An 18,534-nucleotide genomic window follows, 5' to 3' on the forward strand; every position below is an offset into this window, starting at 1 on the left:
ATTGTTACAAACTGAAATTAAAGAGAGATTCGTCGATTTGCTCCTGCTCAATTCCAATGTACCTTAGGGTGATTGAAGGTGCGGAGTGACCAAAGATCTTTTGAAGCATGGCAACATCCTTCGTTTGCTTGTAATAAAAATAGCCAAACGTTTTTCTCATCGTATGAGTCCCGATTTCCGTTAGCCCAGCTTCTGATGCTGCTTGATTAAGTATTTTATAAGCTTGTCCTCTTTGAATCGGCAAATCTGTCTTATGCGATGGAAATAAGTAATCATAGTCTTGCATGTCGAACGTATACGATTCGATTAGCTCTTTCAACGAATAGTTAATTGGAAAGCGTTTCGTTTTCCCTGTCTTTTTTTCTTTAATCACAATATGTGTTTGATTGCGTACGTCTCTCACTCTTAATGGAAGCAAGTCACTAATTCGCAAACCAGTGTTAATTCCCATAATAAATAAAAACCAATCTCTTGAATTTCGTCTTCGTAAGTTTTGTTTAATCAATTTAATCTTCTGAGGGTCTCGAATGGGCTGAACCGTGTTCATGAAGGCACCCTCCTTTCACTATCCGTTATGTATCATAAATAACACAAAAAGACTCAATATGTATCATTATACCTTTTCTCCCATGGTTCGAAAAGAGTAAATCCACGAATAATAAGCTTTCATGCGTTTTCATAATGATACACAATATATGTTTTGTATCATTGTGTACAAATAATTGCATTTAGTTTTACGTAGTCGGTAGTTTATCCATTAATGATCACTTGAGCAAAATTATAAAACGAACTACTTTTTAGGCAGCTGGTTGTATAAAAAGTAAGAACATACGATAGAAACTTATGAAAGTAAGAATAGTTTAGAAGTTTAATTTGGGGGATATTCAATGGCCTCGTATAACACGAAAATTAGAATTACAGTTAGTTCGTTCAATTTAAGGTCGTTGGTTAGTAAACCAAATTCCGTATATGTGCTTGCAAAATGAAAGGAGTGAAGGTTTCTCATTTATTACATGTTTCTAGTTTAGAAAAACCATTTGTTTTTGTTTATTTAAAATTCGCTTGAACTAATGAAATGGTTCAAAATTCAAGGTCATTAACGGTTACTCGCCCTCTATTTATCAAGCGCAATACTGACTTTGTTATGTTGAACCTAATGAAAAAAAGCAGGCATATTCCCCGCTTTTTTCTTGATTTATAGTGTATTATTTGTAATTTCTTGTTAACTTATATTTTTTGGGAAGCTAGTACGGTAAATGAAATTTATTTTTAGTTAGGTGCAACCACTTCTACCTTGATCCGATCTGGATCTTCAAAATAAATGGCGTAATGCCCTTTTCCCCGAGCATACGGATATTTATCTTTATAAAGAATTTCAATCCCCTTCTTTTCCAGTTGATTCTTCAGATGATCAATATGCACTCTAGATTTCCCGTTAAAAGCGAGATGATTTAGTCCTACTCTTTTACGATGATAACTAGCATCTAGATATGCTTCTTCTACTTGCACAAGTACAATGTAGCTTTCTCCCCACTTCCAGCTTCTTCCTTCATCCCAGTTTTGGAATGGTTTGTAATCAAGTTCTTCTAGTAACCAGCCCCAGAAAACGATACTCTCTTTAAGATCTGAACATACAACTCAATATGATGAATCATTAGCTCACCTCTTGTTTAGTGTTTAAAAATATAATATTATTATGTAAACTAAAGATCACAGACATAAATGACAACTGTCTGTGACCTCCTACGTTTTATATAAGATTGTTTGAACCGACTAATTTTTTTAAAAACCAGCGATTTTTAAAAGCAGTCTTTACATAGAGATCTTGTTTCGCATACTCTCGAATAACATCTTTTATTTCATCAGGCTGATAAGAAAAGTTTCTATTATGTGCAAGATCAGGATAACCAGATCCTCTTAGTAAATAATCAGATGATGCTACTTTGTACCACCTTTCAGGCTCAAACATCTCACCGTTTACAGTAAGAGAAATTATACTAGTTCCATTATGAAACACTTCAATTCCTGAAACATGAAGTCTTCCAGCATACTTACCTCTAAAACCAGGTCCTCTTCCATCCATCATACAAACTGAACTATCAAGTGAACTTTCAAGAGCATTCATAAGATGCTTCCCCTGTATTTCAAAATATGTTGGATTTAAAGGAGATGGGCAGATTTCAATCAATTTCTTATTGGAGACGAATTCAACCAATCCTCCATTTACAATACCGCTATTAATGATACCTATTTCACATTGAAATCGTTCTTTCAACCCATCTGCAATTAGATTTGTTAATGGGTTCTCTTCTATTACATCGTGCCATAGCGGAGTCGCAACAGAGTAGAGTGGCTTACTTAAATGTGCTATGGCTTCTTCTTTACTTGATGCTAAGATATCTTTAATTTCTTCGTTTTCCATTGCTTTGGACGTTGGAATTGTGGATGAAGCTAATAACTCTAATGATCCATCAGTGTATTCCATTTCCACAATGCCAACATGTTCTCCGTACATACCAGCAGAATTTAAGATTGTACCGTTCACCACTTTCGCTTCTTCGTAGAGGACATGATCGTGAGCGGAAAGAATTAAGTCAATTTCATCAATTGCTTCAGCCAATTCAATGTCTACTTCTGTTCCTATATGATTCAGCACAATACATATGTCATATTGGTTTTGGTGTTTCATAATTTCTTTCTGTATCGATTCTTTGTAATCATTAATTTGAAAACCCATCAATTCGTTAAATTCTTGTAGATCAGGTGAAGCACCTGTTAGTAAGATGCGTAAACCGTTTTTATGAAGAATGATACTGCTCTTAACGCCTTCGAACAAATCCCCATTAGATTTTAATAGGTTGCAACTAATAAATGGAACTGATGAATTCACTGCCATGTATTCTAACGTTTCAGTGCCATTAAACAATTCATTGTTTCCGATTGTAAGAGCTTCATACCCTGCAGATTCGAGCATTTTAACCGCTGCTAATCCTTTAGTGCCTTGAAGTTCTATACTTTTAAAATCAGCAAAGTCTCCTCCATCTAGAATTAACGTTTGGTCATCTGAATAGTCCTTAATTAATGATGTGACTCTTGCAAAGTTCTCAAAATGACTATGGATATCGTTAGTATGTATAATGTTAAGCTTCATGACTGTCCCCCATCGTGGTGTGTTTTATTTCTCTTCTACTTATTTCGAAAGATGATGAGAAAGTCCTGCCTTACACCATATTTTACATAGTTCTTTTTACTTGCTTTTATTTACAAGAAGGTCCATTAAAGGAAATGATCGAACAATCAAGAAGATTTCTATAATCAATAAAAATAAGGAGGGATGAATCATGACTAATATCGGAAATGATGTTCAATTTAATATTTATAAACAGATGCACTCTCCAGATCCAAATCGTCTTCCTACGCAGTTTGAAGAATGGCAAAAGCAAGCAAGAGAAATTCTTGAAGATGGACCGTACGAGTATGTTGCTGGTGGGTCTGGTGGTGAAGATACCGTTCAATCGAATAGAGAGGCTTTTAAGCGATGGAATATCTTACCCCGTGTATTTAGAAATGTGGAAGATCGCAATTTAAAACTCGGGTTATTTGGTGACATGCTACCTTCACCAGTTATGATTGCTCCAATTGGGGTACAATCTATTATTCATAAAGAAGGGGAACTTGCTACGGCTAGAGCTGCTGCTTCAATGGGAGTACCTTATATTGCGAGCTCTGCTTCAACGTATTCGATGGAAGAAATTGCAGAAGTAATGGGAGATGCACCAAAGTGGTTCCAACTTTATTGGAGTAGTGAACCTTCTATAGCAAAAAGTTTTGTAGAACGTGCTGAACATGCTGGGTATACCGCGATCGTTGTTACACTTGACACACCAATGATGGCATGGAGGGAATTAGATCTTAAAAATGTTTATTTGCCATTTCTAATTGGAGAAGGTATTGGCAATTACCTAACAGATCCTGCATTTCGAGCAGGGCTCCGCGTTCCCCCAGAAGAAGATTCAATGGGCGCGATTATGCACTGGACACGAGTATTTGGTCATGCAGGATTAACATGGGAAGATCTTGCTGAGCTCAAAACCTATACTTCTCTGCCTATTATTTTAAAAGGCATTCTTCATCCGGAAGATGCGAAGCTTGCTTTGAAATATGGTGCTGATGGGATCATCGTTTCAAACCATGGTGGACGCCAGGTAGATGGTGCCATCGCTGCTCTTGATGCATTACCTGCTATAGTTGAAGCCACGAATAACCAAGTCCCTGTTCTAATGGATAGCGGAATTCGTCGTGGAGCTGATATTTTTAAAGCACTCGCTCTTGGAGCAAAAGCGGTTCTCATCGGAAGACCATGCATGTATGGGCTTGCTGTAGCGGGTGAAACAGGGGTAAGACAAGTGATGAACAACCTACTTGCAGACTTTGATTTAACAATGGCTCTATCAGGTTGTCGCGACTTGAATGAAGTAAATAAAGGCATGATTCTTCCAGCAGATCGCTAAATGCAAAATAATAGAAAGTAGATTATCGAAACGTCATTTAGTAATATTGACCAGCAAAAAGCCACACAAATGGTTGTGTGGCTTTTTGACGTTTATTAAATCCCAGAAGCTTTTTATAATATGCATCGTATTCCGCATTTACGTATTACAACTATCCATAGGAATTACAGAAGTACGAAATAAAAAAGCAGTTCAAGCTATTTCCATTGAACAGCTTCACTATGTTTATGAACGGTTGAGTTTCTTTTTATATAAATCACATAAATAACCATAGAAATGATAACGGATATCCCCGCTGTTAAATAGATGTCTGCATAGCCAAACTTTGATGCGATTAATCCAAAAAACATTGCTCCTAGACCTACTCCTAAATCAAATGCAGAGAAAAACGTTGCGTTGGCCATCCCTTTTCGATTCAAAGGAGCTTCGTTGACGGCCCATGCCTGAAGGGCAGGTTGTACGGAACCGAAACCAATACCGAACAGGAATGCTGCAAGCAACAACATCAATTGATTTGACAGCAACACTAGATCAATCATGGCAGCTAGTATAAGTAAAGCTCCTGGTAGAAAGATAGCTTTATGACCTTTTCTATCATAAATTCTACCTGCGAAAGCTCGCACAGCCATCAATGAAAAGGCAAAAACGACAAAATACCATTCAATCCCATCTATTCCAAGCTGCTCAGCATAAAGTGGTAGGAATGTGGCAATTCCACCGAAAACCATTGTAATGAAAAAGAGCAATAACGACGGCATCAATGCAGATTTTTCAAACACATCCCATTTCTTTTTCGGAACAGGCGTTTTATTTGCAGGTTTATACCGAATAAATGCTGCAATAACAAATGAAATGAAACCAGCAGAAGCTGCGATTAAAAACATTGATGAAAAATCAAAAACAGCAATAATTAATAGTCCTAGTGCAGGTCCAAATGCCATTGCTAAATTCCCAGCTAGGCCGAAGTAACCCATTCCTTCTCCCCTACGCTTTTGCGGGATAAGATCGGTCGCAATCGTTCCAACTGCAGTGGTAGACATTCCCCAACCTAGTCCCTGCACAACTCGCATAAGAAAAAGGAGAATTAAGCTTCCTGTAAATGCATATGAACCCACAGATATAACAAAAACAAAAAGACCAATTAAAAATACAACTCTTCTACCCAGAGATTCAAGAACATGTCCACTCCATGGACGAATTAATAGTGCTGAGAGTGTAAATATTCCTACAACAAACCCAATAAGCTGATCACTTCCTCCAAGTTCATTAACAAACAATGGTAATGTAGGTAGTGTCATTTGGAATCCTGCGAAAATAAAGAAATTAGAGATACAAATGAAAATAAAATCACGTGTCCAGATTTTCTCTTTCGACAAGTTCTGATTACCTGGCATACATATTCCTTCTTTCCCTCATGTTTATCCAATTTAATCTTACACTACTATCCTCACTTCTTGTGTTTTCCTGCTCAGGAAATGTACAAAGTAAAACGGCCTTCCAATAAAGAAGGCCGCTACACAATAACTATTTACTAGATTCAAAGAACTCGATCCATTCACCGTCTGGACCTGCAAAAAATAAATACTTGCTACCGTTCGGAAGTTCGCTAATTTCTTCACTAATAAAAGTCACGCCTAGATTTCGAATTCTAGTGCGCTCTGCTTCAATATCTGAAACGGTAAAAGCAATATGATGAACTTTTCCTTCAGCAGGCAAATCAGCGTTATAACCTTCGATTAATTCTAGAATAACTTCACCTTTTAAACCAAGGAATGCAAGCTTTTGATCTCCTTCAGGAAGATCTAATTCATCGAGCAATTCAAGTCCAAGTATGCCCTGATAAAAACCTTTTGAAGCTTCAATATTTCTTACCTGTACTCCAACATGTTCAAGTTTCTGTATAGTCATAATACACCAGCTTTCCCAACACATAATATGATTCTCAAATCTATCATACTAATCGTTTAATTTCATAGCAAGAAAGAAACCACAATGACTAGCGAGGAACGACTTGATTGAGAAACTCACCGGTTACGAGTGAAGATTGAAGTCTTATTGAAACGGCTGGTGGAAGAGTTCCTTTCATAGCCTCAAAGGGAACACCTAACCAGAGGACTTTTTGATCGATCGCGATGAATGGAAATGGAATCGTCCCCTCAATGTGTTTTGCTAAAGGAAATGAAGGGATTGGAGTTGGTGATAAGATGATAATCTTTCCTTTTGCTGCATTGATCTGATGTTTCCATTCCTCTGTTAAAGAAGAGCTATTTGGTAGTGCGATAATAATTTCGCTCGCCTTATTCAAATCATCGAAAACCGCGTCAGTCTTCATAGCATGACTCCAACGCAAACTTGGGTGCTGATTATTGATCCACTTTCCAATTTGAGAAGGTGAAATACGTTCATCTTGTTCTATTTGGTGCTCTACTAATTGATGTAACGTTTTAGCTCGCGATACTTTTTTCTGGATGTAGTCTACGTTACTTACGTTTATAAACTTGCCCTTTGTTCTAGTCATAGCTACATTAATGAGGCGTTCGCTATTCTGCCCGATCAAAAGCATGCCAGGGCGATATTCTGGTTCACTATCTACTGTATCAAATACCATCATATCTCGTTCACTACCTTGAAACCGATGCACTGTAGCTGAGAGTATATCTGCTTCGTGCCGCTCGTTCTGAAGCAGATCTTCTAGGAGTAAATTCATCATCTTTGCTTGAGCACGGTAAGGAGTAACATACCCAATAGAGGTCATTCCCCCACGAAGTGATTCATAAATCGCTTGGAATGATACGAGAAGCTGCCACATGTTCATTCTCGATTTGGAAGAATGTCCAGTGAAGCAAAAATGACCAGTATGACTTGTATCGATAAGAGTTGATGCTTGTCCTTTAAAAGGAGAGCTTTCTGCAATAGAACGTCTCATCTCAGTTGTTTTCGGATGATCTTTAACGAGAGAATGATAGATTTTATCGTTTGTAAAAGCGGAGATAATGGGATGCATTCTTCTCTGTTCGTTAAGCAAAAAGAGCTGTGGATGCAGTTTGCCTTCTTTAACGGTATCGACTATACCACTACAATGAAAAACATCTTCACGAAGCCATTTTGAAACTAGTGGGTGACGTGCAGATGCTATTGGTGGTAACTGCTTGAAATCTCCACATATAATGACGCGTTTTCCAAGCGATGCTGCAAACGCTGCTTGGGGCACATAGGCCATGCTCGCTTCATCCACAATCACAACATCGACTCGCTTTCGATAGATCGTTTCATCGATAGCCGCTTTTGTAAATGTTGTGCCAATAATGGAGGCTTCTTTAACAAACTGAGACTCTTTTCTTCGAATTTGTTCAAGAACATTTCCTAACTTTGCTTCAAGCTTCAGCAGTTGATCAGAATCCCTGTTACTAAATGATTTCGTTAGATCTTCTTTTAGATTCTTGCGTTCTGTGATGATGCGTTCCTTCTCTTCAGCTAAATCTGGGTGTTTTGTTTTTATCAGCTGATCGGTATACAAAGGTAGCTCAGAAGGGACATCACGCTGCATTCCATATCTCATGATTCGGCCCTCTTCAAACTTCTCTCTTGTTTCAATGAATGATGCCGTTTCACGCATTAAAACGTCGACTGCCTGGTTGCTGTGAGATAAGATCAGGACTTTATTACCTTTGAAGAAATGGTTAGCTGCAGCTCTTGCAAGATTATGAGTCTTTCCCGTTCCTGGTGGTCCCCATACAAACGTAACGGGGTTGTATTTGGATCTAAGTATTAACTCATGCAGTCTACTTTTCACTTTTTCCTCAGGATGCTTTGTTACTTCTGGTGGATTCATTAAATGGTTTATTCTTGCTAATCTTCGTTTACTTTTCTTAATTTCTTCTAGCCTTTCATGGAGTTCGTCGAGTAACTCCCAAGGGTCATGATAAAGATCCGCTTCACCGATAAGGTCACCAAACCCACCTTCTAGGGAAAGAATGATGTTCTTCCCTTCTGAAGAGAGGATTCTTCCCTCACGTTTTATATCCCCCATCTCAATTCGAACCTTCGAGCCAGGTGGAATTTGAACAGGAATAAGTGTATCAAAGTAATAACGGTAGTCTTCTTTAGAAGATAAGATACGCCCATTTACAATTCTATATGGTCTACTTCCATATTTCTTTAAATGTGCAATTTCAGCGCGCAGTGCTAATTGCCATTCTTGTATGAGTTCTTTCATGTTCAATCGCTTCCTTTAATCATTAGGACTGCTCCTGATCGTTCTTGTTATTTTTCAATTCTTCTACTATATCACGCGTGCCTTAAAGTCTCTACTGAACATTTAGTGAATGTGATGATCATGTATATGCTCTAGGAACACTTCAAGCACTTTTGTCTGAAAAGGAGAGCGCATTAAGATTGAGAAAGTACGTGTATAAGTAAAATCTGGAATAGTGAGAACTACCAATGAACCAAGCTCTAATTCCTTTCGAATCGTCCACCTAGAAAGAAAACTAATGCCAATCCCTGCTTCCACAGACTCTTTAATAAGCTGAGTACTACCGAACGCCATTGTATTCGGTGGTGTTATTTCTAGTTGTTTCCACATTTTCTCTGTAGCCTCTCTCGTTCCTGAACCCGCTTCTCTTACAATCCACATTTCATTTTCAAGGATTGATCCATTTTCTACCTGTACATGAGAAGGTGCAGCTACGATTACCATCTCATCTTCTGTGAAATCGTCTACTTTCATATCACGAGCAGGATAATCTCCTTCAATAATTCCAACGTCTAATTGATGTGAATAGACTAAATCACCAATTTCAGTAGAGTTGCCAATGGTAATGGAAGGTGTAATGAGAGGGTAGTTATGTCGTATTTTAGCAATCACATGTGGTAATACATATTCTCCGTACGTATAACTTGCGCCAATCGTTATTTTACCGCTTGCGCGATTCGTTAAATCATCTAACAAGTAATTCATTTTAGAATACAAGTTCAAGAGTTCTTTTGCATGGTGATAGACAATTTCACCTGCTTTATTTAATTCTACTGAACGATTGCTTCTTTCTAACAATTTTGTTCCCAACGCATCCTCAAGATTTTTAATATATTGACTGACAGCCGGTTGTGTCATATGAAGCTCTTCAGCAGCTCTTGAAAAATTCCGCTTCTCAACAACTGTCACAAAAACATTTAACGGTTGATCCATACAAATCACCCCACTATTAGTAATTACTTATGGTAAATATTATATTTAGTTATTTCACTTATACCAAATGTCTAGGTACACTATAATAAGAGAAACGGAGGCACGATCATAATTAACATCATAAGACAGCAACAAACACTTTCCCCAGCTGTACGGTGGATTCTTGGTATAGCATTTACATTTTTCATTGCATTACTTGGCTACTATCTAGCAATGGTTCCTGGTTTCACATTGACCGGACAACTTGCTTCTGCCATATTCATTTCAATTCTATATAGACAGATCGCAGGGTATCCTGAATGGCTCAGAGCTGGCATAACATTCTCTTCAAAGAAATTACTTCGATTTGCTATTATCTTATATGGAATAAAGTTGAATGTTAGTTTGATTTTACAGGATGGTTTGCCTATTCTGCTTCTTGGTGCAGTCGTCATTGCTTTTGCGTTACTTGCTTCTGTGTGGCTATCAAAAGCAATGAATGCAAACCGCTCCATTACTTTGTTAGTAGGTGCAGGAACAGGAATATGCGGCGCAGCTGCAATTGCTGCCGTGGCTCCTATCGTAGAGGCTAAGGAAGAAGATACGGCGATTGGAGTTGGGATTATTGCTCTTTTCGGAACAATTTTCTCGGTAGGATATACAATCATACGTCCATTTCTACCCTTAACTGCTTCAGAATACGGTATTTGGTCTGGTATTTCACTCCATGAAGTAGCACACGTCGCACTAGCAGCCGCTCCTGGAGGAGAGACTGCACTAGCTATGGGACTTCTTGCAAAGCTTGGAAGGGTCTTCTTACTCGTTCCGGTTTGTTTTCTATTCATGTACATTGTGAAAAGGAAAAGTACTGGTAGCAAGCAACACATTCCATTCCCATGGTTTCTCATAGGATTTATTCTAATGAGTCTTGCAGGTACTTACATACTTGGTCCAGTTATTCCATTTTCAGATACTGCTATGACAGCAGTGACTGAAATAACAACATGGTGTTTAACCGCAGCCATGGTTGGACTAGGACTTAGTGTAAGTCTAAAGGATTTGAAAAACAAGGCATTAAAACCTATGATCATCATTACAATCGTCTCATTGACGCTTTCCATTTTAACGTTTGTTATCGTTAAGTGGTTCTACTAGATTATTATTGATTGGTCATCCAGAAGTCCAATTTTTTCGAATTCGATCAACATAGTGAAACACCGTTCGAACAATTAATGCGTGTAGAAGAATTCCTACAATCGTTAACACAACAATGACAACTTTACCTATAAATGATGTTGGTTCAACTGAAAAACGACCAATAAAAAAAAGCGAACCGAACGACCAAATCGCAGCATCTTGGAAAGAGTCTACAACAGGCTCGTAAAAGTAAAATGGAAATGTCGAAATAATTACAAATACAAAGCTTGTAAGAAACCAAGTTCCAGGCGACATCCCCATCGCCTTTCCAATGATTGGATTACTAAATCTTTTGGTTATCGTCTTAATACGCCAGAGGCGATAGAGTCTTGCTAGCTTGGCACTTTGAAAGATCGTATCTAGCGGTATTAACGCTATAAGATCAAAAGGGTGCTTCTTAATATACTGAAAGCGGTCTTTAGACAGATAAAGAAATACCGTGTAATCAATGAAAAATACAACCCATGTTCCAATCAGGATTGCCTTTTGGAAAGGGGACTCATACCAAATTGTTGAAACAGATAAGATGACGCATGCAAATAGTAGATATTGGTAAATACGTTTGAGCATCGAATTCCCCCTTTACGAAAGTAATCAAAATCAATTGTAACTGATCGTTAGAAACAAACGAAAAGGCTGTTATTCAGCCTTTTTGTTTTGCTCCTTTATATTTAGCAAGTACGATCGCTATTTGGTCTTCTACCTCTTCCATTTCTTCTTCATCAATAAACTGATTAAGGATGATTGAAAATACAAGAGGATGTTTGGATCGAACATATCCAGACAGAGACGTTACCCCCATTAATGATCCTGTTTTAGCGTAAATTACCCGTTCAGCTGCAGTGTTACTCATTCGTTTTCGGAGTGTTCCACCAAGCATTCGTTCAGGAACGCCAGCAATAGGAAGAGAATTCAAATAGACATCATACCACGGTTTGTCTTGGATGCGGTAAAGAAGAAATGAAAGCTGATTAGGTTTAATGAGGCTAATTTGTGAAATTCCTGATCCATCACGTAAACACATATCATCTGGATTAAGACCCTCATCCCTTAGTACTGACCGTAGTACATCCAAACCCGCTTGGAAACTGCCTTCTTCCTTTACTACTTTCCCCATTTCTTTTACTAGTACTTCTGCATGTCCATTGTTACTAAGTTTCATAAAAGGAATGAGTAAGTCAGAAAGTGGCATCGACTTCTTTTCAACTAAGCGCCGAGCTTGATTTGGAGTTTCTCCAAGTATTTCTTCTCCCTTTATTTCAATCCCATGCTTTTTCAACGATTGTCCAAATAGATTTAGCGCATAGTTTGCAGGGCTCCACACAGCAACCCAAATTTTCTCTGGTACAGCGTTTTTAGAAATTGTACCATCAACAACTATGATGTTCGTTCCATGTTTTCGGTTGATTCTTATCTCAGCCTCTTCATTTTCTCGCACAGTCTTTGCATTATTGATAATTGAGATTGTATCTGTTTCAGGTGTAACTTTAACATTACTAAGCGATCCTTCATTAGGATTAGGTGACACTTTTATCATAACTGTTCCTGCGTCATAATCCTTATTTGGAGATGCTGTAAGCGCAGATACTTGAGCACCATAATATTCATCTTCATCGCTCCAAATCATATCCTCTGACAAATATTCGCTGTCATACCACGATTCATCACCGATTAAATCACCATCGACCCGGGTAATCCCTTGATTTTTCAGTTGATTAGCTAGCGAATCGAAGTCTTTTGGAAGTAAAGTTGGATCACCACGACCCTTTAAATAAAGATTTCCTCGAATATGATCTCCCTCACGATAATCTGCAAAAACTTCAGTTTTGAATCTATAATTTGAACCGAGGGTTTCAAGAGCCGCTGCAGCAGTGAGTAGCTTCATATTTGAAGCAGGTGTTAACCTTGTATTTCCATTATGTTGAAAAAGCAGTTCTCCTGTCAAAGCAGACCGTATACTAACGCCAGCAACTGCACCTTCTAGTCGTTTATCATTAATAATCGTATGTATTTGTTCTGCTATAGTATTTTGATCATCTGCCCTCACAGACCTTCCAAAATGCTTTACAGAAGTCACTGGAATGAGAAGTAAGCATGTCGTAAGTATAGCAGCACCAGTCAACTGTTTTTTATTCAAAATAATTATTACCCCCTTTTTCAATAGCATTCTTTATCTCGTGCTTTCTATGTAAACTAAAATGGAGCCGATGCGATTTAACCCTGTCGCACGGCTCCTTTTATGAAGTTTCCTTTAATTGTATAGATACTGATAGCATCATTTGATTTCCTTCAGCCCCTGTTCTTTCGTGTTCTTTCTTACATAATCGCCTTCATCTTTTATATGATCTACTTCATTTCTCTCAAATCCCCAGACATTCGTTAGCAACAAACTTCCACTTAACGAAACGGTCCTTCGTTCTTTCAACATACTCCCCTCCTTTTCGTTTAGTAATGATTCATTTCGCCATTCGAATGAACTTTTCCTTCTTTGCTGGCGAATTTGAATCCAATTACCTAGAATGTTGTACTGAAAAGGAAAAACATGTTGATTCATGGTAAAACAGTCTGACTCATAATTGCTATTCAAACAAAAAGCCTTCCAATTAGGAAGACTTCGATTCAGTAAGAGCTCTGCTAGCGAGCATTGAAATCACTGCATCGTCCATTGGAGGATTATGAAGCCCTGCCCTCACATCTCTATAATACCTCTGCATTGGGTTATCTTTAAATAAAGCTCTGGCTCCAACAATTCTCATGGCAATGTCAACTACGTTAGCTGCACTGTTTGTAGCTACATGCTTAACGGCTGCAAGTTCTGCTCCCATATTCTTTCTTTGATGAGGTTCGTTCACCCATCTTAAGGCGATTGAATACATCATTTCTCTTGCTCTCATTAACTCTAATTCCATTTCACCTATTTTCCTTTGTACTTCAGGTACCTCTTTAATCGGTCCTGGTAAACTATTAGGTGAATACTCTGATGCAAATGAAATTGCTTCGTTTCTTGCTGCAATCGCTACTCCGAGATAACAAGCAGGAATGTGAAGAAGCCACGCCTTAGGTAGTTCGCTCTTATTGTTTCCGGAATTTTCAATAAGAGCATCTTTTGAGAGGATCACATCGTTTAGCACGAGATCATCACTTCTCGTTCCCCTCATAGAAATTGTATCCCATTTTTCTTCAATCCTAACTCCCTCTAGACTCATATCAACAAGAAAAAAGCCCTTCACACCTGTGTTGTCAATTTGTGCAGACACAAGAGCATAATGAAGACCAGGTGCCATTGAAGTAAATGATTTTCTTCCGTTTATTACCCATTTTCCATCTTTCATACTTGCATTCGTTTGCGGCATTCCTCCACGAGTTGGACTTCCGGTGGCTGGTTCAGAAGCGGCGCGATTTAATAAGGCGTGTTCATTCACAATCAACTTGGATAACCGCTCATAAACCTCATCTGACCATGTCTGTTCGTCTCTCATTTCAAGCATGATTCCGAGATGCCACCCGATCGATAGTGCGGTTGCAGCATCACCTGTTGCAATCTGTTCCTGCAGCATAATGAATTCATATAAGTTAATTCCTTTACCACCGAACTTCTCAGGTACCGTGAATGAAATGTACCCAGACTGTTTCAACTCTTCGAAGTTCTCAGAAGGAAAACGCCCTTCACGATCAACTTCATCAGCTCTATGGGCAAATGATGCTGAGAGCTTATTGCCTAGTTCATACAGCTGTTGCTGTCGTTCAGATTTAATAAATGGTTCATACAAGTAATTCATCTCTAACACACAGCCTTTCCGATCATGATCTACTATTAATCGTACACTATTGACCACTTAAATCTCCAGTAAACTGATCGGAATAAGCACATTCTTATTTTCTAAACAAAGGGTAATTAACAGTGCTCGGTACTTCAATAGCTATTATTCTTGTATCTTTTCTAACCGCTATCGATACCTTACTCTCTTCATCTGCTTCGATCACAAAAAAATCCTTCATTTTATATTCAGTATCGTTTATATTTCCTTCACCACTTAGAACGAGAATACTAAGTGATCGATCTGTTGCTAAATGATGTTCGTAGGTATAACCATTCCTAACGTCTATATCCCACATGCTAGCATCTGTTACAAAATCAACTGGCGATTCATAACCTAATATTTCTTTTACGCGTATTCCTTCACTCGTTACCACGTGGAAATCTTCATCATGATATTGCTGATAGGACGGTTTTCTTTTCAATGCTTTTGTTAAATGAGGCTCAAACCATATTTGAAATCCCTGCATATCCGGACCAACAAATCCTTCTTCGTGTGAAACGCCAGATCCAGTTTGCATGACTTGTAATCCCCCTGGGCCAACAGTACTTTTTGTACCGAGTGTATCTCCATGTTCAGCTTTCCCGCTTATTACGTAGGTAATAATTTCAAATCCTTGATGAGGATGTAATGGAATGTAGCCTTCTTTTTCCGATTTTGCCCAAGCCCAATAAAATAGAGGTCCTACTCGTTTCACTTCAGATCCCTCACCTGGAAATCCAATTGGCTTTTGTTCGGTGATTCTACCTCCATCAAACTGCCCTACACCTTGCTGGTTTACTTGATATCGATTTATATTCAAAAGTATCACCACTCCCTCTAATATCTTGAATTCGAGATGATTCTATCTCATTTACTATTTTCAGTCAATTATTACTCCTCGTTACTTTAAAATAAGCGATTGTAATGGCCTCAATTTTACAAGAAATTTCATTTAAAAAGCCGGCTCATAGCCGGCATGTAAATTAAAAATCAAAATGATCAGGATCTGGACCCATACGCTCATTTTGGTTAAGTTCATCGATCGCTCTAATATTATCTTTTGTTAATTCGAAATCAAAAACATCAAAGTTTTGTTTGATTCTTTCTGGATTAGATGATTTTGGTATCGTTACAACTTCGTGTTCAAGATCCCAGCGAATAATAACTTGTGCCGTAGATTTACCATGCTGATCTGCTATTTGTTTCACAACATCGTTATCGAGCAATTTACCCTGTGCAAGTGGCGACCATGCTTCCATTTGAATAGAATGCTGATTACAGTAATCACGAAGTTCCTGTTGGTTCAAGAGTGGATGAAACTCTACCTGATTCACCATAGGCTTAATTTCTGCATCTTTCATTAAATCTTCTAGATGAGCTGGGTGAAAGTTACTTACTCCAATAGCGCGGATGCGACCATCTTTATATAACTTTTCCATCGCTTTCCATGTCTCTTTGTACTTGCCTTCTACTGGCCAATGAATAAGGTACAAGTCTAGAGTATCGACTCCCAGTTTAGTTACTGTATCTTCAAATGCTTTTAACGTTGACTCATAACCCTGATCATCGTTCCATACTTTAGATGTAATAAATAGATCTTCACGTGGTGTACTGCTATCTTTAATTGCAGCACCTACGCCCTCTTCGTTCTTATAAGCTGCGGCTGTATCAATTGCTTTGTAACCTGCATCAATAGCAGCTTGAACGGCTGTCTTCACTTCATCGTTGTTTTCCATTTTCCATACGCCTAGTCCTAGCGTTGGCATTTCAACGCCATTATGCAATGTTGTTGTTGTCCATTGTTTAGCCATTAGTAATCTCCTCCAATTTTCATCTACAAGTGAACTCTTCCCACTTTCATACAAATCTAACCTTTTTTAGGGTATTTTTCATATATCTACACATCTAGAGAATTTGTTTTTCTAGTGGAATCTTGCACCTCCAAATTTTTAGCAGTTTTGCTTTTTGTAACAGCTTTCTCATCTTTAAAAGTTCCTAAGATCATATCAACGAATGGATTTGTGACGCCATACCAGTAATTCTCATTTTTATAGTGATGTAGTAAATGCGTTTTTTTAAGCCACTTTCCAAAATTGGTTTTTGGAACAATTGGTTGATGTGCAATATAATGCTTCCATTCATAAAAAAGAAGCATAGACATTAATCCTACTCCCACAGCCAAAGAACTTCCTATCTGATTGGTAATCAAGAAAATCACATATGTAATAAATAAAAATTGAGGACCTGTATACCAGATTGGCAAAAACATAAGGTGCAAATCATTCGGATCTTTGTGGTGATCATAGTGTAATCGCTTTAGAAATTTCAAAAATATTTGGTTTTTTGGAGCTTTAAGATGAAATAAAAAACGATGTGTTGTGTATTCACTTACACTAAAAATGAAAAAACCGATAAGAACGAAAGGAAAATGTTGTAGGGTTAAATGACTACTAAGGTAAATCATACTTGTCGCAAGAACAACAATCATAATCAGCACATCTGGATGTAAACAAAACGTATAAACTTTCTTCATGACATCCCACCTTTACAATTTTCTATTGTAAATTTATTGCCAACCTGCTTATATAATGAGCATGAACTTCACCCTTTTCCACTTTAATTAGATTTTATCTCCACTTATTCCTTCAAAAAGTAACTCTTTTTATTAATTTGAATACAAATGCAACTACCACTATTTGTATATACAAAAAAAACCATCCAATTGGATGGTTATATTTTAGTTGGTTTTTGTTTTAATCGAGATTTTTTGTTAAATTGAGCTCCCGGTGCAGTTTGCACTTTTTCTTTCTCAGCTTTAGCATCTTGTTCGAATGCTTGCATGCCTTTGCCAAATAATAAACTCATTTTCATACCTCCTTATAGTAACGTTAGTCCACCATTACCGATTTTATTTTTGTTAAAACTTCAATTATTAAATTTAATAAAATTTTTTAATGTTGTTCAAGTACATTCGCTGTTTCGCCACAATGAGTTTGAACAGCAGTTAACTCATTTAACGATTGTTGAATTCTCTCATGATTCTGGCCTTTTTCAACAGTTGAAAGAGCTTGTTCTAAGCAACGGCTAGCTTCTTCTAATGCTTGACAACTATCTTGAACGTAACCTCTAGCATTCTTTTCCATGTTCATCCCTCCTTTTCTAGTAGTGTCCTACAATGAATGAATTCCATACAAAAAACCAGTTGGTATGTAAACCAACTGGTTAAATTGTCTTATTTTGATCAACTTGTTTCTTAAGGTCTTCTACTTCCTGGACTAGCTTCATCACCATATCATCACTGCGTTTCAATTCTTTGTTCAAAAGCGCAATCGCATCTTCTTCCCATGAAAAAGGATCTCCGTTTTTTGGTGTAATAGGCACATTCTCATATCGATCACCAGCTTCAATACCTGGCTCGAATGCAATCAAAACTTCACATCCTGGATCTCCTAGAGCAATTCGTTTCCGTAAGTTCACTTCACCATACTTGAAATGTCTAGAAGCAATTCCACCAAAAACACTTGAAGTCATCTTACAAAGATGTGGAGCATCTTTAACTTGATTACCGAATGGACAGCTGTTGGATTTAACAACAACATATCGTTCATTTACTTCTGAAATATAAAATTCGCCACCAATTGAATTCTTAATATCAACAATCACTCTCGCATAGTCATCAGGTGTCCAGCCACTTTCCGGATAATACGATTCTAGCCATTCTCCTGTTCTAATACCCAATTGTGTAATATATTCCTGTGCTCCAGGTCCAATTGTTCGTTTATGAATATGAGCATATTGTATTATTAACTTTCCAAGAAACTTACTGGCTGTTAATGGTTGTAATTGATTCATAACTTCA

General features: G+C 37.8%; 18 protein-coding genes and 1 pseudogene. 2 read left to right on the top strand and 17 right to left on the bottom strand.

Features of this window, described 5'->3' with window-relative positions; all coding sequences use genetic code 11:
• Nucleotides 1–4: 4 nt before the first annotated feature.
• The 3 genes and pseudogenes from AB986_RS03345 to AB986_RS03355 all read right to left on the bottom strand — a co-directional run bounded on the left by AB986_RS03345 (nt 5) and on the right by AB986_RS03355 (nt 3,151).
• Nucleotides 5–547: a site-specific integrase gene (locus AB986_RS03345; protein ID WP_048309467.1), complete on the bottom strand. Its 543-nt coding sequence runs from the start codon at nt 545–547 to the stop codon at nt 5–7.
• 722 nt (nt 548–1,269) lie between these two features.
• A pseudogene (locus tag AB986_RS22965) lies at nt 1,270–1,655 on the bottom strand (VOC family protein).
• A 95-nt stretch (nt 1,656–1,750) separates the two neighbouring features.
• The gene (locus tag AB986_RS03355) at nt 1,751–3,151 is read right to left on the bottom strand and encodes a bifunctional metallophosphatase/5'-nucleotidase (protein ID WP_048309468.1); all 1,401 of its coding nucleotides are present in this window, start codon (nt 3,149–3,151) and stop codon (nt 1,751–1,753) included.
• 190 nt (nt 3,152–3,341) lie between these two features.
• Here AB986_RS03355 and AB986_RS03360 point away from each other — a divergent pair, with 190 nt between their 5' ends.
• Entirely contained in the window at nt 3,342–4,511 is a 1,170-nt protein-coding gene (locus tag AB986_RS03360) for a lactate 2-monooxygenase (protein WP_053216021.1), read from the top strand.
• Between the two features lie 197 nt (nt 4,512–4,708).
• Here the strand turns inward: AB986_RS03360 and AB986_RS03365 are convergent, their stop codons facing one another.
• The 4 genes from AB986_RS03365 to AB986_RS03380 all read right to left on the bottom strand — a co-directional run bounded on the left by AB986_RS03365 (nt 4,709) and on the right by AB986_RS03380 (nt 9,699).
• Nucleotides 4,709–5,905 carry an MFS transporter gene (locus AB986_RS03365; RefSeq protein WP_048309469.1) on the bottom strand — a complete coding sequence of 399 codons (1,197 nt, stop codon included), beginning with the start codon at nt 5,903–5,905 and terminating at the stop codon, nt 4,709–4,711.
• A gap of 130 nt (nt 5,906–6,035) precedes the next feature.
• Complete coding sequence (locus AB986_RS03370; RefSeq protein WP_048309470.1) at nt 6,036–6,419, bottom strand: VOC family protein; 384 nt, start codon at nt 6,417–6,419, stop codon at nt 6,036–6,038.
• 88 nt (nt 6,420–6,507) lie between these two features.
• On the bottom strand, nt 6,508–8,727 hold the full coding sequence (locus AB986_RS03375; RefSeq protein ID WP_048309471.1) for a DEAD/DEAH box helicase: 2,220 nt from the start codon (nt 8,725–8,727) through the stop codon (nt 6,508–6,510).
• 102 nt (nt 8,728–8,829) lie between these two features.
• A complete protein-coding gene (locus AB986_RS03380; RefSeq protein ID WP_048309472.1) occupies nt 8,830–9,699 on the bottom strand; it encodes a LysR substrate-binding domain-containing protein in 870 nt (289 codons plus the stop codon).
• 105 nt (nt 9,700–9,804) lie between these two features.
• Between AB986_RS03380 and AB986_RS03385 the strand changes: the two genes are divergently transcribed.
• Nucleotides 9,805–10,833: a YeiH family protein gene (locus tag AB986_RS03385; RefSeq protein ID WP_407921919.1), complete on the top strand. Its 1,029-nt coding sequence runs from the start codon at nt 9,805–9,807 to the stop codon at nt 10,831–10,833.
• A 15-nt stretch (nt 10,834–10,848) separates the two neighbouring features.
• On the opposite strand, the gene AB986_RS03390 is transcribed toward AB986_RS03385, so the two are convergent.
• From AB986_RS03390 to AB986_RS03425, 10 genes are all read right to left on the bottom strand, one after another.
• Nucleotides 10,849–11,445, bottom strand: a complete 597-nt coding sequence (locus tag AB986_RS03390) for a hypothetical protein (protein WP_048309474.1) — start codon at nt 11,443–11,445, stop codon at nt 10,849–10,851.
• A 73-nt stretch (nt 11,446–11,518) separates the two neighbouring features.
• Nucleotides 11,519–13,012 carry a D-alanyl-D-alanine carboxypeptidase/D-alanyl-D-alanine endopeptidase gene (dacB, locus tag AB986_RS03395; RefSeq protein WP_236690301.1) on the bottom strand — a complete coding sequence of 498 codons (1,494 nt, stop codon included), beginning with the start codon at nt 13,010–13,012 and terminating at the stop codon, nt 11,519–11,521.
• Nucleotides 13,013–13,150: 138 nt separating this feature from the next.
• On the bottom strand, nt 13,151–13,303 hold the full coding sequence (locus tag AB986_RS22210) for a hypothetical protein (protein ID WP_161797322.1): 153 nt from the start codon (nt 13,301–13,303) through the stop codon (nt 13,151–13,153).
• Between the two features lie 175 nt (nt 13,304–13,478).
• Nucleotides 13,479–14,711 carry an acyl-CoA dehydrogenase family protein gene (locus AB986_RS03400; protein WP_407921915.1) on the bottom strand — a complete coding sequence of 411 codons (1,233 nt, stop codon included), beginning with the start codon at nt 14,709–14,711 and terminating at the stop codon, nt 13,479–13,481.
• Nucleotides 14,712–14,748: 37 nt separating this feature from the next.
• Complete coding sequence (locus tag AB986_RS03405; RefSeq protein ID WP_048309475.1) at nt 14,749–15,495, bottom strand: pirin family protein; 747 nt, start codon at nt 15,493–15,495, stop codon at nt 14,749–14,751.
• A gap of 163 nt (nt 15,496–15,658) precedes the next feature.
• On the bottom strand, nt 15,659–16,486 hold the full coding sequence (locus AB986_RS03410) for an aldo/keto reductase (RefSeq protein WP_048309476.1): 828 nt from the start codon (nt 16,484–16,486) through the stop codon (nt 15,659–15,661).
• A gap of 86 nt (nt 16,487–16,572) precedes the next feature.
• Complete coding sequence (locus AB986_RS03415; RefSeq protein WP_048309477.1) at nt 16,573–17,208, bottom strand: sterol desaturase family protein; 636 nt, start codon at nt 17,206–17,208, stop codon at nt 16,573–16,575.
• A gap of 197 nt (nt 17,209–17,405) precedes the next feature.
• Entirely contained in the window at nt 17,406–17,540 is a 135-nt protein-coding gene (locus tag AB986_RS22825) for a hypothetical protein (RefSeq protein ID WP_269082686.1), read from the bottom strand.
• 86 nt (nt 17,541–17,626) lie between these two features.
• Nucleotides 17,627–17,818, bottom strand: a complete 192-nt coding sequence (locus AB986_RS22540; protein ID WP_048309478.1) for a hypothetical protein — start codon at nt 17,816–17,818, stop codon at nt 17,627–17,629.
• Nucleotides 17,819–17,897: 79 nt separating this feature from the next.
• A complete protein-coding gene (locus AB986_RS03425; RefSeq protein ID WP_048309479.1) occupies nt 17,898–18,527 on the bottom strand; it encodes a methanogen output domain 1-containing protein in 630 nt (209 codons plus the stop codon).
• Between the last annotated feature and the right edge of the window lie 7 nt (nt 18,528–18,534).

Source organism: Guptibacillus hwajinpoensis (assembly GCF_001039475.1).
In the GTDB taxonomy this organism is placed as follows: domain Bacteria; phylum Bacillota; class Bacilli; order Bacillales; family Guptibacillaceae; genus Guptibacillus; species Guptibacillus hwajinpoensis.